The organism is Buttiauxella sp. B2 (assembly GCF_006376615.1).
GTDB lineage: Bacteria > Pseudomonadota > Gammaproteobacteria > Enterobacterales > Enterobacteriaceae > Buttiauxella.
Map to the genome: position 1 here is coordinate 69,030 of NZ_VEXQ01000016.1, position 23,434 is coordinate 92,463.

Consider the following 23,434-nt stretch of genomic DNA (forward strand, 5'->3'; position numbering starts at 1 on the left):
GGGCTTTTTTCGTTTTTCCTGTATGCGTCAGCCCGCACCTTTACCTGTGGTAATGGTGGTTGTAATAATTGTTGTCATTGGGCTGATGCGAATCATGGATGTTGTGTGCTCGTAATATGATTTACCTATATTGACTAAAGTATCCGGCAGGCTAAGTCAATTTATTTTTAATTTTGCCACTCTCAGGGACAAGGCCACTGAACGCTGATATATCATCATAAACTGCGATCATTGCGCTGAAAAAACCGGGAAATCACAACCCATCCGCACTGGTATTCGACTTATTATCAGCATTATTCGCTGGCAATTTTTTTTCAATATCGTGGAGCAAACGGTGCAACATTGCCGTATCACGCTGAGCTAAGAGCCCAAGACGTTGCTGTAACCAGTCGATCATTTTTTGGTCACCACTTGCATCAACACTATCGAGTAACGTCATAATGCGAGAACGCAAGGCACTCAGTTGTTGAACGTCTACCTCGTCGTGTTCTGGTGAAGGCAATTGCATCAGTGCTGAGAGTTGATAGCAATAAACCATCACCGCTTGCCCAAGGTTAAGAGACGGATAATCAGCAACCATTGGCACGCCAGTTAATACATCCGCAAGCTCAAGTTCTTCGTTAGTTAACCCTGAATCTTCGCGACCAAACACTAAAGCGGCAGTTCCCACCCAGTTGCGCTTCTCTTCAAGTAACGGAACCAGTTGTTGTGGCGTGGCGTAGTAATGGAATTTCGCGCGGCTGCGGGCGGTGGTCGCAATCGTAAAATCCACGTCATGCAGCGCCTCTGCCAAAGTATCGAAATGCTGAGCGTTTTCCAGCACATCACCGGAACCATGTGCTACCCATCGCGCTTCAGGCTGACGGTCGGCCTCACTATCAACGATACGTAGCTGAGCAAACCCCATCGTCTTCATCGCTCGGGCTGCGGCACCCACATTTTCAGCTCTGGCTGGCGCCACCAAGATAATTAAAAAACGCATTAAAACTCTCTTTTAAAAAAGTGTCCTTTTTCGGACATCCACAAGTTTCAAATGATAATACGCATCAAAAATTTACATTAAGATAACATCCATTTATAAAATACATAAATGCGAATCATAAGCAGACCAAATGCATATCAATGGTTTGACCAGCGAACAAAGATGCAATAAATAGCACTACAATATTGTTTTAACTGGTAAAAACACCATTAAAGGACCATCAACAATCAGATTTACGTTCTTTACTAATCAATTCACGTAACTATATTGATTATTAAAAAAATGTGACAAAAGATGGCAAAACGCTACGATGATTTCATCAAACTGTTAACGTGCTACAATTGAATTTGATATATGTCAACGAAGCGTAGTTTTATCAGATGTCTAAAGCGGTCCTGCCTGTTATGTTGCTGTTAAAATGGTTAGGATAACAACCGTTTTTGACACCGTCGGGTCCAGAGGGAAAAGTACCCACGACCAAGCTAATGATGTTGTTGACGTTGATGGAAAGTGCATCAAGAACGCAATTACGTACTTTAGTCATGTTACGCCAGGCATGTTAATTTATGGCATGTATTAGGCAGGTCAGGGACTTTTGTACTTCCTGTTTTGATTTAGTTGGCAATTTTAGGTAGCAAACATGCAGACCCCGCACATTCTTATCGTCGAAGACGAATTAGTAACACGCAACACGTTAAAGAGCATTTTTGAAGCTGAAGGTTATGATGTTTTTGAAGCGACTGATGGCGCCGAAATGCATCAAATCCTTTCCGATAATGACATCAATCTGGTCATTATGGATATCAATCTGCCAGGCAAAAATGGCCTGCTGCTGGCGCGTGAGTTGCGTGAGCAAGCCAATGTGGCATTGATGTTCCTGACTGGCCGCGACAACGAAGTGGATAAAATCCTTGGTCTTGAAATCGGCGCAGATGATTACATCACTAAGCCATTCAATCCACGTGAATTAACCATCCGTGCGCGCAATTTGTTATCTCGTACCATGAACCTGGGTGCAATCAGCGAAGAACGTCGTTCTGTTGAAAGCTACAAGTTCAATGGTTGGGAACTGGATATCAACAGCCGCTCATTGGTCAGTCCTAATGGCGAGCAGTACAAGTTGCCGCGTAGCGAATTCCGCGCAATGCTGCACTTCTGTGAAAATCCAGGGAAAATTCAGTCTCGCGCTGAATTACTGAAGAAGATGACAGGCCGTGAGCTCAAGCCGCACGACCGTACCGTTGACGTCACAATTCGTCGTATTCGTAAGCATTTCGAATCGACTCCAGATACACCTGAAATCATCGCCACGATTCATGGCGAAGGTTATCGTTTCTGTGGCGATTTACAGGAATAGCCTTGTAATCAAATACGAAAGGGCGGATTTAATCCGCCCTTTTCTTTTATATACCAGTCACTTCCATAGGCGGAAGCGTTCCGAATCGGTCTGAGGGTCGTTCTCAGAGTGAGTAAAATCTTTTTTACCCATACCGTACCAGTCAATATGCCGGGTCAGTAACATGACAGCAGAAAGTGCGACGAGCAATACGCCCGTCCCCAGCAGCAAGGTGCTATCTTCTGACTGAAGCAGTTGCCAGAGAATACCATCCAGCGCCAACAGCCCCGCAGTAAACATCAAACTCACTTTCCAGCCGTTCAGAACCGCTTTGAGATAAAAACCGTTAATCCCCGCACAAACCAGACTTGCCAGCAGCCACGCGGCATTGAACCCGATGTGTTCCGAAACCGCCAGCAGTACCAAATAAAACATCACCAGCGACAACCCCACCAGCAAATACTGCATCGGGTGAACACGCAACCCTGTCAGCGTTTCCACGAGGAAAAAACTCATAAAGGTCAGCCCAATCAGCAAAATAGCGTATTTTACCGCGCGGTCTGTCAGCTGGTACTGATCAACAGGATTGGCCACCGTGACGCTGAAAGTAGGTAACCGATTAACATCAATCAACCGAGCATCGGTAAAATTGGTATTGAGGTTATTGGCAAACCAAGTGCTCTGCCAGCTTGCGGTAAAGCCGCTGTCAGAAACCGTGCGCTGCTGTGGTAAGAAATCACCAATGAAATTGGGATGTGGCCAGTTGCTGGTCAGACTGAACTGGCTATTGCGCCCAAGCGGCACCACAGCGAGCTGTTTTGTCCCCATTAAATCCAGAGTGAAGCGCAACGTGAGCTTGTCGCTCTGGAGCAGTTCCAGAGGGATTTTTGCATGCAGACCCTGTTCAACGCCGGGTAAGTTACTTCCAGGTTCTATAGGGTAAGACTGGCCATTAATATTCAGTTCGCCCACTTTGCCAATACCGCGTGAATCCCCTACTGCCAGCACCACATAAGGAGTCCCTAAACGAGTATCTACGCCTTCATCACCTTTAAGCTGCTGGCGATTGAAACTGGCATTTAGCGTTAAATCTGTGCGCCAAATCTGCCCTTCATAAATACCAATGTGGCGCGGTTCAACTGCCTGATTTCCCACAACGTTTAAGTTTTCTGGCAGATAGTAACGAATGAATTGGCGCTCTCTTTTTATCTCTTTATTGTCTTCTATGACGGTCGTCAGCTCTGTCACAGGAATCGCAATAAGTGGGCCAGTCACGGTTTGCGGCCCGCTGGTACTTTGTTCCAGTGAATGCTCGACATCATCCCGATAACTGCTCCTCTCACCGATTAACGAATTCAGCATATTCAACGGTATTAACAGCAACACCATACAGCCCAACAAGGTCATCACTTTCCAGAACAACGCAGATTTCAACATAGTCCCCTCCATTTTTGATATGGCGAGGATAAGGGGCATATGTGGGGGCTAAATGAAGTTGTGTGAAGAGACGGTGAAGTGATGAAATTATTTTTCCGGCAGGGTAAGACGTGCCTGTACCCCACCCTCAGGACAATTTTCGATAACAATCGTGCCGCGATGTAGACGAGCAACTTCCTGGACAAACGCCAAACCCAGTCCACTGCTCTTTTGGCCGTTGCTGCGTGGCAAAGAGTAGAAACGTTCGAATACTCTACTGCGCGCAAAATCAGGAATACCACAGCCATTATCAGTAACAAGAATAACTACCTGTCCGTCTTCGCGTTCTACCCCCAGCACTATTTCACCCCCCTGTGGAGTAAAATCGAGGGCATTATCCAGCAAATTTCCCACGGCCTGTTCAAGCAAAGCAGCATCGCCCTCAACAGCGATATCTCTCAGCGAAGATTCATCCACTTTCAACGTCACTTGTTTACTACGCACAATCGCTTCCCGATTATCAATCAGCGAGGAAAACAACCTTGCAAGATTTACTATTTGTGGAGTTATTTCAACGCGGCTTTCAAGCTTTGCCTGGCGTAATAAATTGTCGATCAACTGCTGCATACGTGTGGTTTGCTGGAGAATATTTCCCGAGAACTTTTCGACTATGTTCGGTGGCGGCCCTACACGTAAAATTTCAGCAGCACCGCGAATCCCTGCAAGCGGGCTTTTTAGTTCGTGGGTCAGCGCATGAACATATTGTTCAATATAGCTTTTACCTTCAAGTTTGAGGCGCATGGTTTCCAGCGCCAATGCAAGCTTACGCAGCTCGCTACCGGAAGGATTGGGAAGCGGCAGTGGGTCATCTTCTGTCACTGAATCAGCGTAACGCACTAGTTTGCCGATGGAATGGTTAATCCACAGCACAACCCCCAGACCAATTAGCAGCGCGATGCCCAGCAGCGCAACACCAGCCCATAAGATCCGCCGTTCGCTGCGGTGAATAACCGGAGCCATCGCGCTATTTGGTTTACCTACGCTGAGCACGCCAATAATATTCTCACCGTCACGAACCGGAGCTGCCACATACATCACAGTGCTATCGGGATTACTGCCATCTTCCGGGGTGCTACGCGCCCCGTACTTCCCGTGCAACGTTAACCAGACATCGTTCCAGCGCGAATAATCAAGTCCCGTCGCTTTACCACTGGAATCGAACAGCACAATTCCTCTGGCGTCCGTCAGATACACCCGATATTCATTTTTTGATTTGATGATCCCACTGATGCTTGCCTGAAAAGGCCGAGTATTAAGATGAGAAAACGCTTGAGCCAACTGCCCGTTTTGAGCATTGTTGGCTAGCATATCGGCACGCGCAAACTCAGCCAGTAATGTTGCCGTATCGATGAGAGTGCCTTCGGTTGCACGCCGTACGCCAGGCTTCACTTCCTGCAAGAAAATCGACAATACGAACCAGGCAGCCACCGCCACAATCAAAAAATAGCCTAGCAGCAGCCGCAAACCGATACGCATTAACTGACTCCCAGACTGTAACCTAAGCCACGGTGAGTATTAATGGGGGAAAGATCCGGGTTAATCAGGCGCAGCTTCGCACGCAGAGTTTTAATATGCGTATCCACTGTTCTGTCAAAGCTCTCTTCAGCATCATTCCACACCTGTTCCATTAGCTGCTGGCGTGAAAAAACACGGCCAGGCCACTGCAAGAAAGTTTTCAGCAAGAGATATTCATAACGCGTGAGCTGTAGCGGTTGCTGGCACCAGGAAATTTGTGCCGCCATCTGATTAAGCTCGAACAAACCTATGCGCTGCACACCTGCGGCAAGTGCCTGACGCTGCTTCTGCAAACGGCGCAGCACGGTTCGCACCCTTGCGCATACCTCGCGAGGGGAAAAGGGTTTTGCGATGTAGTCATCAGCACCGATTTCCAGGCCGATTAATCTGTCGACTTCTTCACTGCGGGCGGTAAGAAACAGCAGCGGTAATTCCGGATAATCAGCCAACAAGCGTCGGCAAAGTTCGAAGCCGTTAATATCCGGTAATCCCACATCCAGAATAGCCAAATCTGGACGCTGCTCACGCGCAGCGTCCAATACTGGCAGCCCTCTGGAAAACCCGCGCACCGTGAATCCTTCCTGTTCCAGCATATAAATAAGCGTATCGGCAATGCTGGCTTCATCTTCGACTAACCAGATAGTGGCCTGGCTCATCATGTGCTCCTTGCTGTCATACAATTATTTCCACGGCATAATCGGCACGGCACTTATTGCATTTTTTGGCGAGCCTTCAACGACTTTGTCGGAGTAGGCCAGATAGGCCAGCGTGTTGCGTTTAGCATCGTAAAAACGTACAACTTGCAGCTTCTTGAACACCAATGAAGTCCGTTTCTGGAAGACAACGTCGCCCTGCGCTTTACCCGCTTTTATTTTCTCGCTGAGCTCTACCGGCCCAACCTGCTGGCAAGAAATTGCAGCGTCAGAGGTGTCTTCTGCCAGACCAAGCCCACCTTTAATGCCACCCGTTTTCGCTCGGCTAACATAGCAAGTCACGTTTTTTACGTCCGGGTCATCGAATGCTTCTACGACGATCTTATGATCAGGGCCAATCATCTTAAATACGGTGTCTACTGAACCGATTTGTTCGGCCCTAACGCCCAGCGAAATAAACAGTAATGAACTCAGTACGGCTAAAACTTTATATTTCATATTGTTACCATTAGTTAAGATTGCCTTTAGAGACTATTAACACATTGGTCTGAAAAGTCGTTAAATATCACGTTATTAATAAAATTGTCGGAATGAGTAACTGATTTTGGCACGACTTGTTAAAAAAAACTCTGAATGTCAGATCAACAAAAAGTGCTATCATCGCGCACATTAACGGCACTCACCGTGTCAGGATGAGGATATTATATGGATCAGACAGGGATCATTCGCGATCTATTAACCTGGCTGGAAGGTCATTTGGATCAACCGTTATCACTCGATAATGTTGCGGCCAAAGCAGGTTATTCCAAGTGGCATTTACAACGGATGTTTAAAGAAGTTACGGGTCATGCCATCGGTGCATATATCCGCGCACGTCGTTTATCGAAATCAGCTGTAGCATTGCGTTTAACCGCTCGGCCCATTCTTGATATTGCTTTGCAGTACCGTTTTGACTCTCAACAGACGTTTACTCGCGCCTTCAAAAAACAGTTTGCGCAAACGCCCGCACTGTATCGCCGTTCCCCTGACTGGAGCGCTTTTGGTATGCGTCCGCCGCTACGTTTAGATGACTTTGCTCTACCTCATGCGCAATTTGTCACTCTGCCGGAAACGAATCTGGTCGGCGTAACTCAGAGTTACAGTTGCACACTTGAACAAGTTTCTGATTTCCGTAACGAAATGCGTATCCAATTCTGGACACAATTCCTCGGCAACGCACCTACTCTACCGCGCGTATTGTACGGATTGCATGAACCACGCCCAAGTATTGAGAAAGACGATGAGCAGGAAGTATTTTATACCACGGCACTGACACCAGAAATGGCGAATGGGTTCTTGCCAGACTCTCGTCCGGTCAAGCTGGAAGGGGGGGATTATGTGCAGTTCGACTACGAAGGGCCAGGCACTGGTTTGCAGGAGTTTATCCTGACGGTGTACGGCACTTGCATGCCGTCACTTAACCTGACTCGCCGTAAAGGCCAGGACATTGAACGCTTCTTCCCGCAAGAAGAAGCGCGTGTTCAGGACCGACCACTGCAGATCCGTTGCGAGTACCTCATTCCTGTTCGTCGCTAATATCATACCCGTTAGCCTTCGAGTTGCAGGTAGGCGGCAAGGGAGCAAATCCCCAAGAACTTACTTGAGTAAGTGACTGGGGTTTGTGAGTGCAGCCAGCACCCCTGCGGCTTGAAGGATGATGGGTATACATCGTTAGCGTTGTAGCTCGTCCATTGCAGGGGCGTTCAAATGCGAGATGTCCCCTGCTGTTTCAACTACCCAGCCAGAAGCCAGCCACGGGCTTTGCTGATGGTCAACGCGGGAAATTGAACAGTTTCTTAAACGTAAGCGGCGTTCAGCCCAGGCCGGTAACCCCAGAATAGTGCTCACCAGGCAACCTAGTGCCATACCGTGGCTCACCAGCAATGGACGGCTGCCAGACGGCAAATCAAGGCAAGCATTTAAAGCCGCGTGCATACGCCCACTCATTTCGAGCATGCTTTCGCCTTCCGGGATACGCCCACCAGCAGTACCGTTCACCAGTTGACGACGCCAGCCCTCTTCCTCTTCATTTAGTGTGTCCAGATTGCGGCGTTCTAATACGCCCATATCCAGCTCACGCAAACGCTCATCCAGAGTGACATCAACACCACACGCGAGCGCGATTATCTCAGCGGTGCGGCGAGTACGCCCCAAATCACTGGCGATCACATGCGTAATGCCTAACGTTTTAGCCCGCTCGGCCACCTGCTCGGCCTGACGTTCTCCTTTCTCAGTCAGCGCACTGTCTGACTGGCCCTGAATGCGACGTTCTGCATTCCACTGCGTTTCGCCGTGGCGAACAAGGTATACCTGTAACATGCGTTTTATCCGTTATACTGCGGCAACAATTTCTTGAGAGTTTTACTGATTATGTACCATGTCGTCTGTGCAACAACCAATCCAGCGAAAATTCAGGCAATTCACCAGGCATTTGACGACATCTATGGTGAAGGATGCTGCCATATTGAACCCGTCGCCGTCGATAGTGGCGTGCCTGAACAACCCTTCGGAAACCATGAAACGAGAACTGGCGCACGATGCAGGGTGATGAATGCCCGTCAGGTTCGCCCAGAAGCTAATTTTTGGGTTGCAGTTGAGGCGGGAATTGATGATGGCAGTACTTTTAGCTGGGTGGTGATTGAAAACCAGAATCAGCGTGGCGAAGCCCGTTCGGCAACCCTCCCCCTTCCCGCCATCATTCTTGAAAAAGTACGCGCGGGTGAAGCTTTAGGGCCAGTGATGTCAGAATATACCGGTATCAATGAGATTGGTCGTAAAGAAGGTGCGATTGGGGTATTTACCGCCGGTAAACTCACTCGTAGCAGTGTTTACCATCAGGCGGTTATTCTGGCGCTGAGCCCGTTTCATAATAACGTTTACACTGCTTAGCTTTTACCGCTCAACAGTTCTTGCTCCAGCCATGCACGTAACGCTGGCGGAGCGGATTTCAGGCTATTTGAACCACGCGTAATAGTGGCAATCCCCGCACCCAGTTCATTTTTAAGTTCCCGCTGGCTCATTTCACCACGTAACAACTCTTCAATGATTCGAACCCGAGTCCCCAGGGCCGTGCGTTCGTCTGGCGTCAGCAATAACATAAGCAACGGCATATGCAGTTGCTTATCGAAAGATTGCTGTAGCAACTCCACAAAGCGGAGCCACTCTTGATTACTTTGCTCGGCGTGCTCTGCCGAGTATTGAGAGTGCTGAGTCATGTTATGCCACCATACCATTCAACTAGTACAGCAGCATAACATATACCCGTCATCCTTCAAATCGAGGGACGTTGCTGCACCTCGAATGCTAACGAGTGTAAACACCTCAAAATCAATAACGGCGTTTCCACTCAGCATCCGTTAGCAATGGCGCAGATTTACCCATGAAGTATTGATAATACGCGTCATAAGCCAGCACGTTTTTCACATATCCGCGCGTTTCCGAGAATGGAATACTCTCGACAAATGCCACCGCGTCAATACGTCCGGCACTGTTTCCAAGCCAGGTTCTGACTCGCCCAGGGCCTGCGTTATACGCAGCCGATGAGAAAATTCGGTTGTTCTCAAATTGCTGGTAAACAGACTGCAAATAAGTCGTACCAATATTGATATTGGTTTCAGGGTCGAGCAACTGTCCAGGGCTGCTGTAGCCTGGAATATTGAACACTTTCACGGTATGTGTGGCGGTAGTTGGCATAACCTGCATCAGACCACTCGCCCCGACAGGTGAGCGGACTTTTGGATTCCACGCACTTTCCTGGCGCGCAATCGCCATAGCATAACTTTGCGAGATATCTTTCCCGCTGACATAGCGAGAGAAAATGTCTTTGTAAGCCAGTGGGAAACGCTCTTCCAGATGATCCCAAAGTTTTCCGGCGATCGTTGCCTGCACGCTAAGATCCCACCAATTTTGCTCGAACGCGTAACGCGCTAATCCTTCCTGCTCTGGTTTGCTGCGGCTGGTTATCAAGTTTGCCCATTCGCTGCGTGCGGTGTTATCCATGTTCCAATACATCAGCTCGCGTACACGCGCCATTTCAGCACCCTGAACCAACGCAGGATTCACGGCAACCGCTTTGTCGACACGTAACGGATACTCTTCCCCTAAACGCTGCGCCGCCACCATCGGATAAAATCCACGTTGCTGCATCAACGAACGAAGGATCTCATTAGCTTCCGCATCGCGGCCACGTTCCAGTAGCAGGTCAGCCTGCCAGTAGCGCCATTCATCTTTCTCTTTGGCTTCCATTGGCAAACGTGCAAGCCAGGTATTCAGACCCGTACGATCGCCAGTTCCCAACGCCATACGCACACGTCTTTCAACCAGCGTTGTCGATTCTGAACGCATGATGGCATCGTCGCGCCATGCGGCCTGTTCAGCGGTAACATCGTTGCCCATCAAGCGCCAGGCAACTGTATCTCTTAGTTCCTGGGCCTGAGAGTCATTGAGCTGTTGCGCTTGCACAAGCGAGGGGATCATCATGCGGGCATTTTCTACGTCATCGCGCGCGACACGTGTAAATGCGACCGCCGCAGCCTGGCGTGTAAAGTCCGTTGCCCCTACAGTGCGGGCAAATGTCAGCACTGTGTTTGGATCATTTTGCAGACTGATAAGAGCAGAAGAAATGGTCTGATACTCTGCTGGCATTTGATTCGCAAGATTACTGACCAGCGATGTATTGCCCTCTTTCATTGCCAGCCGAATACGTTCCAGGTAAGCCAACGGATCTTGAGTCCCGGAAGAACGCCATGCCGAAAACAGACGATCGCAGCTTGACGGGAGATTTTTACCCATGAGCCATAAGTCTTTAGCACCCGCCCAGGCAGCGTCTACCTGCCCGGTATTCCATTTTGCATAGTAATAATTGCATTTTGCTTCTGTGGTGCCCGGCTGCTCTGGACTGAATGCCAAAAGCCCACGCCAGTCTTCACGGCGAGCCAATTCATTCACAAAACGAGATTTCAGCGAACGAGCAGGTGGCAACGTAGGATTCGCTTCAACAAAGCGGCTGACGACAAGGGTTGGCTCATTCATTAAGTCGTCAGTTATCTGACGATATTCGAGATAGGGATAAAGCGGATAATCCTGCAACGTGGGCATCATTTGCGCCACCACATCCATTTGCTTGTTATCCCACGCCTGTTTGATTTGTGCGTAGCGGTTGCGTTGCTCGTCCAGCGAATCCGCACGAACGGCTTGAGTTAGTGCCGCAAGGCCCACCATTGCTATTAGCAATCGCCCTACGACTTGTTTGGCTCTACCCACAAGTTCTCCTCACATTTCCACAGGCAGCATCATGCCGCCACTAATAACTTCATGCTAACTCTGGTATTGCAGTTACGCCACGTCAGAGGGCGTTATTTTGTCGATAAAAGCACTAAGGCTGTTTCGGGTAACACATCCCACTTACCCTGCTGGGATTACCTGTCGAAAACGGCTACACTTCGCCACTGATATGCTACTCCTTAAATCACGAAAAAGAGGCGAAGTCGCACTGTGGCTCAATTCGTTTATACCATGCATCGTGTCGGCAAAGTTGTTCCGCCGAAACGTCATATTCTGAAAAATATCTCGCTCAGTTTCTTCCCCGGCGCCAAGATTGGTGTACTGGGTCTGAACGGTGCCGGTAAATCCACGCTGCTGCGCATTATGGCCGGCATTGATACCGACATTGAAGGCGAAGCCCGCCCACAACCAGGCCTGAAAATCGGCTACTTACAGCAGGAACCACAGCTCAATCTGGAGCACACAGTTCGCGAATCGGTTGAAGAAGCCGTAGCTGAAGTTGTCGGTGCCTTAAAACGTCTTGATGAAGTGTACACACTGTACGCTGAACCAGATGCCGATTTCGACAAACTGGCGGCCGAGCAAGGTAAGCTGGAAGAGATTATTCAGGCTCACGACGGTCACAACCTGAACGTTCAACTGGAGCGTGCTGCTGATGCACTGCGTCTACCAGATTGGGACGCAAAAATTGCTAACCTGTCTGGTGGTGAACGCCGCCGCGTGGCACTTTGCCGCCTGCTGCTCGAAAAACCAGACATGCTGCTGCTCGACGAACCAACGAACCACCTGGATGCAGAATCCGTGGCATGGCTCGAGCGCTTCCTGCATGACTTCGAAGGCACCGTTGTGGCGATTACTCACGACCGTTACTTCCTTGATAACGTTGCAGGCTGGATTCTGGAACTTGACCGCGGTGAAGGTATTCCGTGGGAAGGTAACTACTCCTCCTGGCTTGAGCAAAAAGATGCTCGTCTGGCTCAGGAAGCCTCATCGGAAGCGGCCCGCCGTAAATCCATTGAGAAAGAGCTGGAGTGGGTACGTCAGGGCGCTAAAGGCCGTCAGTCTAAAGGCAAGGCGCGCCTGGCTCGCTTTGAAGAACTGAACAGCACCGAATACCAGAAACGTAACGAAACCAACGAACTGTTTATTCCACCAGGCAGCCGCCTGGGTGATAAAGTCATTGAAGTTACCAATCTGCGTAAATCCTACGGCGACCGTCTGCTGATTGAAGACTTGTCCTTCTCCGTACCGAAAGGCGCGATTGTTGGCATCATCGGCCCGAACGGCGCGGGTAAATCTACCCTGTTCAGAATGATGTCCGGCCAGGAACAACCTGACAGTGGCACCATTGAACTGGGCGAAACCGTTAAACTGGCTTCCGTCGATCAGTTCCGTGATTCCATGGACAGCAGTAAAACCGTGTGGGAAGAAGTTTCCGGCGGGCAGGACATCATGCGTATCGGTAACACCGAAATGCCAAGTCGTGCCTACGTTGGCCGCTTTAACTTCAAGGGCGTTGACCAGGGCAAACGTGTTGGTGAGTTGTCTGGTGGTGAGCGTGGCCGTCTGCATCTGGCGAAACTGCTGCAAGTTGGCGGTAACGTATTGCTGCTCGATGAACCAACAAACGACCTGGACATCGAAACCCTGCGCGCATTAGAAAACGCCCTGCTGGAATTCCCAGGTTGTGCAATGGTTATCTCGCACGACCGTTGGTTCCTTGACCGTGTTGCTACCCACATTCTGGATTATCAGGATGAAGGCAAAGTTGAATTCTTCGAAGGCAACTTTACCGAATACGAAGAGTACAAGAAACGCACCCTGGGTGCGGAAGCCCTGGAACCTAAGCGCATCAAGTACAAACGTGTGACCAAGTAATAAAAAGGGGGCGCTAAATGCGCCCCATTTTTTTAGCAAAGACACTTTACCCGCGCTCGCCTATCATGTTCTTCACTAATTCAACACAACGCAAGAATCGCGAATCGTAGTCAGATTCTTCTACATGCACATAGCTGATGTTGTTCTCGTTTAGCATCGACACCAAAAGATTCTGGAAGGATTTTCTGTCTACATCACTGCCGAGGCTGCGCAATCCATCAGCCACCCACGGGGTATTGTTCTCCAGCAAAATCACCAGATCGAAACGATATTCGTCGATAAGCGCCTGTACAAACGGATGCTCACGCCCTTCATACTTTTTGCAAAATGCCTGTGTGGTGACAAAGTCCGTATCAATAAATGCGACTTTATTGGCATATTTAACTGCAAAATCAACGTACTGAGCATGACCAATGGCAATTTTGTCATAGTCGGAATACTGCAACGCCATCTCATCGCCCCCGAGGTGCGAGAAGACATAGTCACGCCCGAATTCCCAGGCGCTGGTGGTGTTGAAAATGTTGGCAAGCTTATTCACCATCCACGACTTACCGCTCGATTCCCCACCTAAAATAGCGACGGTCCGGACAAAGAATGGTTTTACTTCGGTTGGAATGTATTCCCAATAGCGGAACGGGTTTTCACGAATCTGCCCACCGCTGATATTCATAAAAGTACGTTTGGGATCGATAAGCACCGTTTCGATACCGAGCTGTTCGATAAACCGCGGTGCATCGCCCTCTTCTGAGGTGTAGATACGGTCGGGGTTAATGCCTTTGCTTTCCATAAAAGCTTTGATACCGCGACTCCAGACATCCCAACCGTGCGGATACGGTTCCATCCCTTCTTCGTTAAACGAATGAATACGGATGTTTTTCTGGTATTTGAATGTCTGTAGCAGCCAGCGCAGACGGTCGCCCGTTGTGGGCTGCTGTGACATGGCACTGTCTTCAAACAGCAGCCGGTCGCGAGTTTCGTCGTAACCCATGATGATATGCAGTTCATCAACCTGGCTTGCAGCCCGCTGAATTAAATATATATGTCCGGTGTGTAGCGGATAAAACTTACCGAACACGACACCGACTTTTTTCTCACGCCGGGGGAATTCCAGGCCAAGGAAACAGTGCAATGCTTCCAGTTTTTGAGCGCTTGGGCTTTTAATTTTGGCGTTCAGTAACTGGCTAAGATAGCCCTTGGTCATGCCGCAGGATTCTGCCACCTGTTGCAGCGTAACGCTTTGCTGACGAATTGCGGTCTTCAGATACTCGAAAGACGACATGCTGCCTGCCTCCTGCAAAAATACGGCATTCTGCCGCAAATCATTCAATTATAAGTCGTCAAACACCGAGAGCGCATCAGCGAGTTTTTTCACACCAAAAACCTGCATTCCTTCTGGTAGTTTTTTCGGTACGTTTGCCTGCGGCACGATTGCACGCTTAAAACCATGTTTTGCCGCTTCAGAAATACGTTCCTGGCCACTCGGGACGGGGCGAATTTCACCAGCCAACCCAACTTCACCAAACACCACTAAATCCTGTGGCAAAGCACGATTGCGCAGACTGGATACCATCGCCAGCAATAACGCCAGGTCGGCACTGGTTTCGGTGACTTTTACACCACCTACCACGTTGACAAACACATCCTGGTCAGCCATTTGCAGGCCACCGTGGCGGTGCAAAACGGCCAGCAAAATAGCCAGACGGTTTTGTTCCAGGCCAACGGCGACACGCCGCGGGTTGGACATCATGGATTGATCGACCAGCGCCTGAATTTCTACCAGTAACGGACGCGTACCTTCCCACACCACCATTACCGAGCTACCGGGAGTCACTTCATCACCACGGCTCAGGAAAATAGCTGAAGGGTTGCTGACTTCACGTAGACCCTGCTCTGTCATGGCAAAGACGCCCAGTTCATTCACCGCACCAAAGCGGTTTTTATGGCTGCGCAGGGTACGGAAACGGGAATCGGCATCGCCATCGAGCATCACCGAACAGTCGATACAGTGTTCGAGCACTTTTGGCCCGGCAAGCGAACCATCTTTGGTGACGTGACCTACCATGATGATTGCCACGCCGCGCGTTTTGGCAAAACGCGTCAGATAAGCGGCAGACTCACGCACCTGTGCCACGCTACCTGGCGACGACTGAACATCCGCCATGTGCATGACCTGAATGGAATCGATAACCATCAGTTTTGGCGCTTCTTCTTCGGCAATCATGCAGATTTGCTCGATGCCAGTTTCCGAAAGCATATTCAGATTATTGGTGGGTAAACCCAGACGATGCGCACGCATGGCGACTTGTTGTAACGATTCTTCGCCAGTCACATACAGCGTTTTCATCTGCTCGCTGAGTTTGCAAAGGGTTTGCAGCAGCAAAGTCGATTTACCCGCACCAGGGTTACCGCCAATCAAAATGGCGCTACCTGGCACAACACCGCCACCCAACACGCGGTCAAATTCTTTAAACCCGGTTGAAAAACGAGGTAGTTCTTCGAGGCTTATATCAGAAAGTTTTTGTACTTTACTGACGCCTGCACTTCCGGCGTATCCTGACAAACGCTCGTTACGCGCAACTGTCGGAGAGGCAGCAATGCGCACCTCAGTGATAGTGTTCCATGCGTGACAGGCACTACATTGACCCTGCCAGCGAGGATAATCTGCACCACATTCGTTGCAGACAAAGGCACGTTTTGGAGCTTTCGCCATTAGCGCTCTTCCTGGATAAGGCTACCTGAGAGAATACAGAACACACCCATCAAATCAGCATGACGGATAGTGATTTCTGTTTTCTCATTTACTTTCGGCTTCGCGTGGAAAGCGATACCCAAACCAGCGGACTGAATCATCGGTAAATCATTGGCTCCATCACCAATAGCGACAGTTTGCTCGACTGGGATTTCATATTTATCCGCCAGGCGCTTGAGTGTTTCAGCTTTAAACTGTGCATCAACAATTTGACCAATCACTTCGCCAGTCAGCTTGCCATCGCAAATTTCCAGTTCGTTTGCCACAACAGCGTGCAGATGCAGCTTGTCACGCAAATATTCTGCAAAGAAAGTGAAGCCGCCGGACGCAATTGCCACTTTCCAACCCAGTGATTCCAGTTTGAGCACTAGCGAAGTCAGCCCTGGCATCAACGGCAGTTCATCACGAACCTGGCGCAAAATTGAAGCATTGGCACCTTTGAGCGTTGCAACACGCTGTTTCAGGCTGGCGGTGAAGTCCAGTTCGCCGCGCATCGCTCGTTCGGTCACTTCCGCAACCATTTCGCCGGTACCCGCCAGTTTGGCGATTTCATCAATGCACTCGATTTGGATTGCGGTGGAATCCATGTCCATCACCAACAGGCCAGGCGTGCGTAGATGTGGAATTTTACCCAGCGGGGCTACATCCAGACCGGCATCGTGGGCAAGCTTAGTTGCACGAGGTGTTAATGAACCCGCCAGGCGAATAACCTGATAGTCTTCAACACACCATGCGGTAACGATAACCATGGCAGCGCCCAGTTTACGCTGGTAGCGATTCAGGCACTCTTTATCCAGATTCCGACCATACAGAAGCCAACCGCTGCGGCCAGCACGGTAATCGAGTGGCATAACTTCATCACCACTTAACGATAGCGGTAACCCAGGCCAGAGAGAGACATCGGTCGGCAGGTCGCACCAGGTCAGACTATTTGGCATTACAGCTCCTGAAAATATTTAATATGCCCTTCAGCATTCGGATTATAGGTAGGCGGCATGGGAGCTTATTCCCAAGAGCTTACTGAAGTAAGTGAGTGCAGCCAACACCCTTGTAATTCGAATGATGAAGGGTATTCGGAACAAAACAACGCATGAGGCTACCTTGTCTGTGCGGCTTCTGGCAACATTAAACTGCGCAGTAAAACCGGCAATTTTCCTAAGGTGCATTATGGCTCTGGCAAAAATGAAATTCAGACTGCATCGTGCAGTGATTGTACTTATCTGCCTCGCACTTTTAGTCGCGCTGATGCAGGGAGCGTCGTGGTTTAGCCAGGGACATCAGCAAGCCCGTAATGTGCAGCTTGAAGATCTGGCAAAAACGCTGGCTCGTCAGGTGAGTTATAACCTGCTGCCACTGATGAAATCAGAAAACCCGGATGAGAAAAAGATCTCAACCGTTCTGGCTTTATTAACGAAAGACAGCCGCATTTTAGATGCGGGCGTTTACGATGATGGCGGCGCTCAAATTGCACGGGCCGGAGAAGGAATCGGCGTGCGCGACAGGCTGGCCCTGGATGGTAAAAAAGCGGGCAGCTATTTTAATCAGCAAATTGTTCAACCGATTGAAGATAAAGATGGGCCGGTTGGCTATCTGCGTATCACGCTAGATACTCACACGCTCGCCACTGAAGCCAAGCAAGTGGATAACACTACCAACATTTTACGTCTGATGATGTTGCTGGCACTGGCGATTGGCATTGTACTGGCTCGTACCCTTTTACAGGGCAAACGTACCCGCTGGCAGCAGTCTCCTTTCCTTCTAACTGCGAATACCGAAGTTAAAGAAGATGAGGAAGAACAGAGCATTAATAAACCCTAAGTAAGAAAGGATTTCTTCTATGTCTACGTTACGTCTGCTTATTTCTGACTCGTACGATCCCTGGTTCAATCTGGCCGTAGAGGAATGTATTTTCCGCCAGATGCCCGCCACTCAACGCGTGCTCTTTTTATGGCGCAACGCAGATACGGTGGTTATTGGCCGGGCACAGAATCCGTGGAAAGAGTGCAACACCCGGCGCATGGAAGAAGATAACGTGCGACTGGCAAGACGCAGCAGCGGCGGTGGTGCAGTCTTCCACGACCTGGGAAATACCTGTTTTACGTTTATGGCCGGAAAACCAGAATACGATAAAAGTGTGTCTACAGAAATTGTGGTGAATGCGCTGAATTCGCTCGGTATCGATGCAAAGATTTCGGGACGAAACGATCTGGAAGTCGCCACGGCAGAAGGTGTGCGCAAAGTTTCCGGCTCAGCTTATAAAGAAACGATGGATCGTGGTTTCCATCACGGCACGTTGTTGCTCAACGCTGATTTAAGCCGTCTGGCAAATTACCTGAATCCTGATGAGAAAAAACTTCAGGCTAAAGGAATTACCTCGGTACGCGGACGTGTTGCTAACCTCGGCGATCTCCTGCCCGGCCTGACACACGAGCAAATTTGCAATGCAGTATGTGAGTCTTTCTTTGCTTACTACGGGGAACGCGCAGAGGCGGAACACATCTCCCCAGATGCCCTGCCTGACTTACCGGGTTTCGCTGAAACCTTCGCACGCCAAAGTAGTTGGGAGTGGAACTTCGGCCAGGCTCCGGCATTTAGCCACTTGTTAGAGAGGCGTTTCACATGGGGTGGTGTTGAGTTGCACTTCGATGTTGAGAAAGGTCATATCACTCGCACGCAGATATTTACCGACAGCCTGAACCCTGCGCCATTAGAAGCGTTGGCGACTCGTTTACAGGGTAGTGTGTATCGTAGCGATATTTTGCAGCAACAGTGCGAAACGCTGATTGTCGATTTCCCGGAACAGGAAATGGAATTGCGTGAACTGAGCGCGTGGATTGCACAGACGGTACGCTAAGCGAGACCCGATACAAACAAAAAAGGCGCCCAATCGGCGCCTTTTACACAACAGCAAACTTATTCTTTGTCGCCCAGTAATACAGATTCAAGAGCAATCTTGATCATGTCGTTAAAGGTAGTCTGGCGCTCTTCTGCAGTTGTCTGCTCATGAGTACGGATATGGTCAGACACAGTGCAGATAGTCAGGGCTTTCGCGCCGAATTCTGCTGCCACGCCATAGATACCCGCAGCTTCCATTTCCACACCCAAAATGCCGTATTTTTCCATTACGTCAAACATTTGCGGGTCCGGAGTGTAGAACAAGTCTGCGGAGAAGATATTGCCTACGCGAGCGTCTACGCCCAGCGCTTTAGCGGCATCTACTGCGTTACGAACCATATCGAAGTCAGCGATTGCTGCGAAGTCTTGGTCTTTGAAACGCAGACGGTTAACCTTAGAATCGGTGCAAGCACCCATGCCGATAACCACATCACGCAGTTTCACATCAGCACGTACCGCGCCGCAGGAACCCACACGAATGATTTTCTTCACGCCGAAATCGGTGATCAGTTCTTTGGTGTAGATAGAGCAGGAGGGGATCCCCATACCGTGGCCCATTACAGAGATTTTGCGGCCTTTGTAAGTACCGGTGTAACCCAACATGCCACGCACGTTGTTTACTTCACGAAAATCTTCGAGGAAAGTTTCTGCAATATGTTTCGCGCGCAGCGGGTCGCCTGGCATCAAAACGACGTCTGCGAAATCACCCATTTCTGCATTAATATGTGGCGTTGCCATCTTTATATCCTTGTTTTAAGAGGTTAACGTCTGGGCAGAAGCTCATCTGCCCAACGAAATTAGAGCATGTTCTTACCGTAATCCATGTCAGAAACACCAAAGTGCTTCGCCACAGTCTGGCCGATATCCGCGAAGGTTTCACGGTGTCCCAGCGAGCCAGCTTTCACTTTCGGGCCGTAGACCAGCACTGGAATGTGCTCACGCGTGTGGTCAGTACCCTGCCAGGTTGGATCACAACCGTGGTCAGCGGTGAGGATCAGAATATCGTCCTCTTTCAGTAGTTCCATCAGCTCAGGCAAACGGCGGTCGAACAGTTCCAGCGCTGCTGCATAACCTGCAACATCACGACGGTGGCCGTAAGATGAGTCGAAATCAACGAAGTTGGTGAACACGATAGTGTCGTCGCCCGCTTCTTTCATCTCTTTGATAGTGGCATCAAACAAGGCATCCAGACCTGTCGCTTTCACTTTTTTGGTGATACCGACTTCAGCGTAGATATCCGCAATTTTACCCACAGAAACCACCTGGCCATTTTTCTCATCAACCAGTTTTTTCAACACAGTTGGTGCTGGCGGTTCAACAGCTAAATCGTGACGGTTACCGGTACGTTGGAAGTTGCCCGCTTTATCGCCGATGAACGGACGAGCGATAACACGACCAATGTTGTAGCCGCCTTCGGTCAACTCTTCACGTGCGATTTCACACAGTTCGTAGAGTTTATCCAGGCCGTAGGTTTCTTCATGGCATGCAATCTGGAATACGGAGTCAGCAGAGGTATAGAAAATCGGCTTGCCGGTTTTCATATGCTCTTCGCCCAGCTCATCCAGAATCACCGTACCGGAAGAGTGGCAGTTGCCGAGGTAACCAGGCAGGTTTGCACGCTTAACCAGCTTTTCCAGTAATTCTTGCGGGAAGCTGTTTTCATGGTCGCTGAAATAGCCCCACTCAAACAGCACAGGTACACCAGCGATTTCCCAGTGACCAGACGGCGTATCTTTACCTGATGACAACTCATGCGCCCAACCATATGCACCGATAACTTCTGCGTTACCGTCCATACCTGCTGGGATTTTACCGGTAGAACCTTCTGCGGCTTTAACCAGACCCAGACGCGTCAGGTTTGGCAGATTCAGTGGCCCTTTACGGCCTTTGTCTGCTTCGCCTTTTGCACAAGCTTCTGCGATATGACCAAAGGTGTCAGAGCCAACATCGCCAAAGCGGTCAGCATCTTCAGTCGCGCCAATGCCGAAAGAGTCCAGCACCATAATAAATGCACGTTTCATAATTTCTCCTGCAAAGTAGCGCCTGAAACGCCCAGGGGCGTTTCAAAAAGTGATCAGATCAGTATGCCAGTATTTAACTAATACGGCGATACACGACTGGTGTTTCGACTGGTTCTGTACCGTTAACTTTGATTGCCGCTTTCACAGCTTGCGCAGCTTCCTGCCATTGAGCTTCACTCGCTGCATGAATCACTGCCAGCGGGTGTTCGGTATCCACACTTTCACCCAGACGAGCCATGTCGGTGAAACCAACGCTGTAATCAAGGGAGTCAGAAGCCTGACGACGACCACCGCCCATGGAAACCACCGCCATGCCTAACGTACGTGTGTCCATTTCGCTGACGAAACCTGCACGGTCTGCATAAACAGCTTTGCTAAGAACCGCAGTTGGAAGGTACTTCGCATAGTTTTCTACGAAGTCTGCAGGGCCTTTTTGTGCCGCAACCATGCGTCCAAATACTTCCGCAGCTTTGCCGTTATCCAGCACGGCTTGCAGTTTGAGGCGTGCCTCCGCGTCGTCTTTCGCCAGATTACCGGAAAGTAACATTTCCACGCACAGCGCCATGGTGACTTCATGCAAGCGTGGGTTAACATGTTCGCCCGTCAGGAACTGCACCGCTTCACGAACTTCAACAGCATTACCTGCGCTGGATGCCAGCACCTGATTCATGTCAGTCAGCAATGCCGTGGTTTTCACTCCAGCACCATTCGCCACGCCTACAATCGCCTCTGCGAGTAATTCAGAAAGCTCATAGGTCGGCATAAATGCGCCGCTGCCAACTTTCACATCCATTACCAGCGCGTCCAGGCCTTCGGCCAGTTTCTTCGCAAGAATTGATGCGGTGATAAGCGGAATAGAGTCTACGGTCGCGGTAATGTCACGTGTCGCGTAGAAACGCTTATCAGCCGGTGCGAGCGAGTTAGTCTGGCCAATAATCGCCACGCCAACGTTTTTGATGATGTCGCGGAAACGGTTATCGTCCGGGAAAATATCGAAACCAGGGATCGCTTCGAGTTTATCGAGCGTACCACCGGTATGGCCTAAACCGCGGCCAGAGATCATTGGGATATAACCACCACATGCCGCCACCATTGGGCCGAGCATTAAAGAAGTCACATCACCCACGCCGCCCGTTGAATGTTTATCAACGATTGGACCGTTCAGATTAAGACTCTTCCAGTCCAGCACGGTTCCCGAATCTCGCATCGCCATGGTCAGTGATACGCGTTCCGGCATAGTCATGTCGTGGAAGAAAATGGTCATTGCCAGCGCGGCAATCTGCCCTTCAGAGATAGTGTTATCCCGAATACCATTAATGAAGAAACGAATTTCCTCATCGTTTAGAGCATGACCATCACGTTTTTTACGAATAATTTCTTGAGCGAGAAACAAGGTAACCCCCTGAGTTCATCAGGTGAAATGCGGCGGCAAAACCGCCGCAAGGAAGAGATTAGTAGCTGCTTGCGCTTTTACCGTCGCCATGACCCAGAGCTTTTAACAAGCTCGCGAGCAGGCTGGAAGCACCAAAACGGTAGTGGCGGGAATCAGCCCAGTCAGCACCAAACAGTTCATCAGCAATAGACAGGAACAGCGCTGCATCTTCAGCAGTACGCACGCCACCAGCTGGTTTGAAACCAACGGTTTTCTCAACGCCCATATCACGAATAACTTCCATCATGATGCGTGCGCTTTCTGGAGTTGCGTTAACGGGCACTTTACCCGTTGAGGTTTTAATGAAGTCTGCACCGGCTTTAATAGAGATTTCAGACGCTTTACGAATAAGCGCTTCTTCTTTCAGTTCGCCAGTTTCGATGATCACTTTCAGCAGAACGTTAGCCGCAGCACAGACTTCTTTGCAGGCTTTCACCAACTCAAAACCAACTTGCTCGTTACCTGCGATCAGCGCACGGTATGGGAATACCACGTCAACTTCGTCTGCACCATAAGCAATAGCAGCACGGGTTTCAGCCAGTGCGATTTCGATGTCATCGTTGCCGTGCGGGAAGTTAGTCACGGTAGCAATACGGATATCAGGTGTGCCTTGTGCGTTCAGAGTTTTACGCGCAATTGGGATAAAACGCGGGTAAATACAAATAGCTGCGGTGTTGCCGACTGAGGTTTTGGCCTGATGGCAGAGGGCGATCACTTTTTCATTTGTGTCATCGTCGTTCAGGGTTGTCAGGTCCATTAATTTCAGGGCGCGCAGGCTGCTTGCAGTTAAATCGGTCATAAATACTCTCCAACAAAGATAATTACCCTAAATAATTCCAGTTGCAGGAAGGCGGCAATCGAGAGAATCCCGATGAGCTTACTCAAGTAAGTGATTCGGGTGAACGAAAGCAGCCAACGCGCATGCAACTTGAAGTATGACGGGTATGAAAGTTTCTGGCTGCGAAACTCAACACGTTGGAGCGGACTTGGTTCCTTGAAGAGCAGAGGTAACGCGAGTCACCATCACGTTGAGATCCTTCTCACCGCACATCATCAGTAGCAATGTTATAATTATAACATTTACTATCCGGATGATTTTGTGTTTTGCTTCACAAAAGCCAAAGGTGTAATTACATACTTTCTACAGTATATGTGATTTAACAACGTTAGACAGT

At 49.6% G+C, this 23,434-nt stretch carries 22 protein-coding genes, 1 pseudogene and 1 other annotated feature (1 of these 24 running past the window's edge); of the genes and pseudogenes, 6 read left to right on the plus strand and 17 right to left on the minus strand.

From position 1 onward, the window contains the following. Positions 1–89 (minus strand) — a sequence feature (Thr leader region); it reaches 28 nt to the left of the window's first position. The 3 genes and pseudogenes from thrL to yjjY form a co-directional block, all read right to left on the minus strand. Further along, positions 28–96 (minus strand): thr operon leader peptide, encoded by a 69-nt coding sequence (gene thrL / locus FH968_RS24190; RefSeq protein WP_139881730.1) that lies wholly within the window; start codon positions 94–96, stop codon positions 28–30. Its footprint overlaps the feature before it by 62 nt. 157 nt (positions 97–253) lie before the next feature. Continuing rightward, entirely contained in the window at positions 254–982 is a 729-nt protein-coding gene (locus tag FH968_RS16890; RefSeq protein ID WP_139881676.1) for a tRNA/rRNA methyltransferase, read from the minus strand. Between the two features lie 402 nt (positions 983–1,384). Continuing rightward, positions 1,385–1,526: pseudogene (gene yjjY, locus FH968_RS16895) on the minus strand (protein YjjY). Positions 1,527–1,622: 96 nt separating this feature from the next. Here yjjY and arcA point away from each other — a divergent pair. Further along, positions 1,623–2,339 (plus strand): two-component system response regulator ArcA, encoded by a 717-nt coding sequence (arcA, locus tag FH968_RS16900; protein WP_034459438.1) that lies wholly within the window; start codon positions 1,623–1,625, stop codon positions 2,337–2,339. Between the two features lie 57 nt (positions 2,340–2,396). Here the strand turns inward: arcA and creD are convergent, their stop codons facing one another. The 4 genes from creD to creA form a co-directional block, all read right to left on the minus strand. Beyond that, positions 2,397–3,755: a cell envelope integrity protein CreD gene (gene creD, locus FH968_RS16905; RefSeq protein WP_139881678.1), complete on the minus strand. Its 1,359-nt coding sequence runs from the start codon at positions 3,753–3,755 to the stop codon at positions 2,397–2,399. A gap of 87 nt (positions 3,756–3,842) precedes the next feature. Further along, on the minus strand, positions 3,843–5,270 hold the full coding sequence (creC, locus tag FH968_RS16910; RefSeq protein ID WP_139881680.1) for a two-component system sensor histidine kinase CreC: 1,428 nt from the start codon (positions 5,268–5,270) through the stop codon (positions 3,843–3,845). Next, positions 5,270–5,965, minus strand: a complete 696-nt coding sequence (creB, locus tag FH968_RS16915) for a two-component system response regulator CreB (protein ID WP_139881732.1) — start codon at positions 5,963–5,965, stop codon at positions 5,270–5,272. Before creB ends, creC begins: the two co-directional genes overlap by 1 nt. Positions 5,966–5,989: 24 nt before the next feature. Then, positions 5,990–6,460 carry a protein CreA gene (gene creA, locus FH968_RS16920; RefSeq protein WP_139881682.1) on the minus strand — a complete coding sequence of 157 codons (471 nt, stop codon included), beginning with the start codon at positions 6,458–6,460 and terminating at the stop codon, positions 5,990–5,992. 207 nt (positions 6,461–6,667) lie between these two features. On the opposite strand from creA, the gene robA reads away from it, so the two are divergent. Beyond that, positions 6,668–7,537, plus strand: coding sequence for an MDR efflux pump AcrAB transcriptional activator RobA (robA, locus tag FH968_RS16925; RefSeq protein WP_139881683.1), 870 nt, complete (start codon positions 6,668–6,670; stop codon positions 7,535–7,537). 135 nt (positions 7,538–7,672) lie between these two features. Here the strand turns inward: robA and gpmB are convergent, their stop codons facing one another. Continuing rightward, a complete protein-coding gene (gene gpmB / locus FH968_RS16930) occupies positions 7,673–8,320 on the minus strand; it encodes a 2,3-diphosphoglycerate-dependent phosphoglycerate mutase GpmB (protein WP_139881685.1) in 648 nt (215 codons plus the stop codon). A 51-nt stretch (positions 8,321–8,371) separates the two neighbouring features. On the opposite strand from gpmB, the gene yjjX reads away from it, so the two are divergent. Continuing rightward, positions 8,372–8,890, plus strand: a complete 519-nt coding sequence (gene yjjX / locus FH968_RS16935) for an inosine/xanthosine triphosphatase (RefSeq protein WP_139881734.1) — start codon at positions 8,372–8,374, stop codon at positions 8,888–8,890. On the opposite strand, the gene trpR is transcribed toward yjjX, so the two are convergent. Together trpR and sltY are read right to left on the minus strand one after the other, a co-directional pair. Then, the gene (gene trpR, locus FH968_RS16940) at positions 8,887–9,216 is read right to left on the minus strand and encodes a trp operon repressor (RefSeq protein WP_139881688.1); all 330 of its coding nucleotides are present in this window, start codon (positions 9,214–9,216) and stop codon (positions 8,887–8,889) included. The genes yjjX and trpR overlap by 4 nt on opposite strands. Positions 9,217–9,328: 112 nt before the next feature. Beyond that, complete coding sequence (sltY, locus tag FH968_RS16945; RefSeq protein ID WP_139881690.1) at positions 9,329–11,263, minus strand: murein transglycosylase; 1,935 nt, start codon at positions 11,261–11,263, stop codon at positions 9,329–9,331. Positions 11,264–11,494: 231 nt separating this feature from the next. Between sltY and ettA the strand changes: the two genes are divergently transcribed. After that, a complete protein-coding gene (ettA, locus tag FH968_RS16950; protein WP_139881692.1) occupies positions 11,495–13,162 on the plus strand; it encodes an energy-dependent translational throttle protein EttA in 1,668 nt (555 codons plus the stop codon). 46 nt (positions 13,163–13,208) lie between these two features. On the opposite strand, the gene nadR is transcribed toward ettA, so the two are convergent. Genes nadR through serB form a run of 3 tightly spaced genes read right to left on the minus strand, consistent with a single transcriptional unit; the run spans position 13,209 to position 16,849 of the window. Then, positions 13,209–14,441 carry a multifunctional transcriptional regulator/nicotinamide-nucleotide adenylyltransferase/ribosylnicotinamide kinase NadR gene (gene nadR, locus FH968_RS16955; protein WP_139881694.1) on the minus strand — a complete coding sequence of 411 codons (1,233 nt, stop codon included), beginning with the start codon at positions 14,439–14,441 and terminating at the stop codon, positions 13,209–13,211. 48 nt (positions 14,442–14,489) lie between these two features. Beyond that, positions 14,490–15,872: a DNA repair protein RadA gene (radA, locus tag FH968_RS16960; protein WP_034498619.1), complete on the minus strand. Its 1,383-nt coding sequence runs from the start codon at positions 15,870–15,872 to the stop codon at positions 14,490–14,492. Continuing rightward, entirely contained in the window at positions 15,872–16,849 is a 978-nt protein-coding gene (serB, locus tag FH968_RS16965; protein ID WP_139881696.1) for a phosphoserine phosphatase, read from the minus strand. Before serB ends, radA begins: the two co-directional genes overlap by 1 nt. A gap of 229 nt (positions 16,850–17,078) precedes the next feature. Here serB and FH968_RS16970 point away from each other — a divergent pair, with 229 nt between their 5' ends. Together FH968_RS16970 and lplA are read left to right on the plus strand one after the other, a co-directional pair. Next, entirely contained in the window at positions 17,079–17,729 is a 651-nt protein-coding gene (locus tag FH968_RS16970; protein WP_139881698.1) for a YtjB family periplasmic protein, read from the plus strand. Between the two features lie 19 nt (positions 17,730–17,748). Further along, positions 17,749–18,765, plus strand: coding sequence for a lipoate--protein ligase LplA (gene lplA, locus FH968_RS16975; protein WP_139881699.1), 1,017 nt, complete (start codon positions 17,749–17,751; stop codon positions 18,763–18,765). Positions 18,766–18,824: 59 nt separating this feature from the next. On the opposite strand, the gene deoD is transcribed toward lplA, so the two are convergent. The 4 genes from deoD to deoC form a co-directional block, all read right to left on the minus strand. Further along, entirely contained in the window at positions 18,825–19,544 is a 720-nt protein-coding gene (deoD, locus tag FH968_RS16980) for a purine-nucleoside phosphorylase (protein ID WP_139881701.1), read from the minus strand. Between the two features lie 59 nt (positions 19,545–19,603). After that, positions 19,604–20,827 (minus strand): phosphopentomutase, encoded by a 1,224-nt coding sequence (gene deoB / locus FH968_RS16985; RefSeq protein WP_139881703.1) that lies wholly within the window; start codon positions 20,825–20,827, stop codon positions 19,604–19,606. A gap of 73 nt (positions 20,828–20,900) precedes the next feature. Continuing rightward, entirely contained in the window at positions 20,901–22,220 is a 1,320-nt protein-coding gene (gene deoA / locus FH968_RS16990; RefSeq protein ID WP_139881705.1) for a thymidine phosphorylase, read from the minus strand. Positions 22,221–22,278: 58 nt separating this feature from the next. Next, positions 22,279–23,058, minus strand: a complete 780-nt coding sequence (deoC, locus tag FH968_RS16995) for a deoxyribose-phosphate aldolase (protein WP_139881707.1) — start codon at positions 23,056–23,058, stop codon at positions 22,279–22,281. Between the last annotated feature and the right edge of the window lie 376 nt (positions 23,059–23,434).

Bases quoted from the DNA above. Each gene is read 5' to 3' on its own strand.
- FH968_RS16890 (WP_139881676.1), bottom strand. From the start codon at position 982: ATGCGTTTTTTAATTATCTTGGTGGCGCCAGCCAGAGCTGAAAATGTG.
- arcA (WP_034459438.1), top strand. From the start codon at position 1,623: ATGCAGACCCCGCACATTCTTATCGTCGAAGACGAATTAGTAACACGC.
- creD (WP_139881678.1), bottom strand. From the start codon at position 3,755: ATGTTGAAATCTGCGTTGTTCTGGAAAGTGATGACCTTGTTGGGCTGT.
- creC (WP_139881680.1), bottom strand. From the start codon at position 5,270: ATGCGTATCGGTTTGCGGCTGCTGCTAGGCTATTTTTTGATTGTGGCG.
- creB (WP_139881732.1), bottom strand. From the start codon at position 5,965: ATGAGCCAGGCCACTATCTGGTTAGTCGAAGATGAAGCCAGCATTGCC.
- creA (WP_139881682.1), bottom strand. From the start codon at position 6,460: ATGAAATATAAAGTTTTAGCCGTACTGAGTTCATTACTGTTTATTTCG.
- robA (WP_139881683.1), top strand. From the start codon at position 6,668: ATGGATCAGACAGGGATCATTCGCGATCTATTAACCTGGCTGGAAGGT.
- gpmB (WP_139881685.1), bottom strand. From the start codon at position 8,320: ATGTTACAGGTATACCTTGTTCGCCACGGCGAAACGCAGTGGAATGCA.
- yjjX (WP_139881734.1), top strand. From the start codon at position 8,372: ATGTACCATGTCGTCTGTGCAACAACCAATCCAGCGAAAATTCAGGCA.
- trpR (WP_139881688.1), bottom strand. From the start codon at position 9,216: ATGACTCAGCACTCTCAATACTCGGCAGAGCACGCCGAGCAAAGTAAT.
- nadR (WP_139881694.1), bottom strand. From the start codon at position 14,441: ATGTCGTCTTTCGAGTATCTGAAGACCGCAATTCGTCAGCAAAGCGTT.
- radA (WP_034498619.1), bottom strand. From the start codon at position 15,872: ATGGCGAAAGCTCCAAAACGTGCCTTTGTCTGCAACGAATGTGGTGCA.
- serB (WP_139881696.1), bottom strand. From the start codon at position 16,849: ATGCCAAATAGTCTGACCTGGTGCGACCTGCCGACCGATGTCTCTCTC.
- FH968_RS16970 (WP_139881698.1), top strand. From the start codon at position 17,079: ATGGCTCTGGCAAAAATGAAATTCAGACTGCATCGTGCAGTGATTGTA.
- lplA (WP_139881699.1), top strand. From the start codon at position 17,749: ATGTCTACGTTACGTCTGCTTATTTCTGACTCGTACGATCCCTGGTTC.
- deoD (WP_139881701.1), bottom strand. From the start codon at position 19,544: ATGGCAACGCCACATATTAATGCAGAAATGGGTGATTTCGCAGACGTC.
- deoB (WP_139881703.1), bottom strand. From the start codon at position 20,827: ATGAAACGTGCATTTATTATGGTGCTGGACTCTTTCGGCATTGGCGCG.
- deoC (WP_139881707.1), bottom strand. From the start codon at position 23,058: ATGACCGATTTAACTGCAAGCAGCCTGCGCGCCCTGAAATTAATGGAC.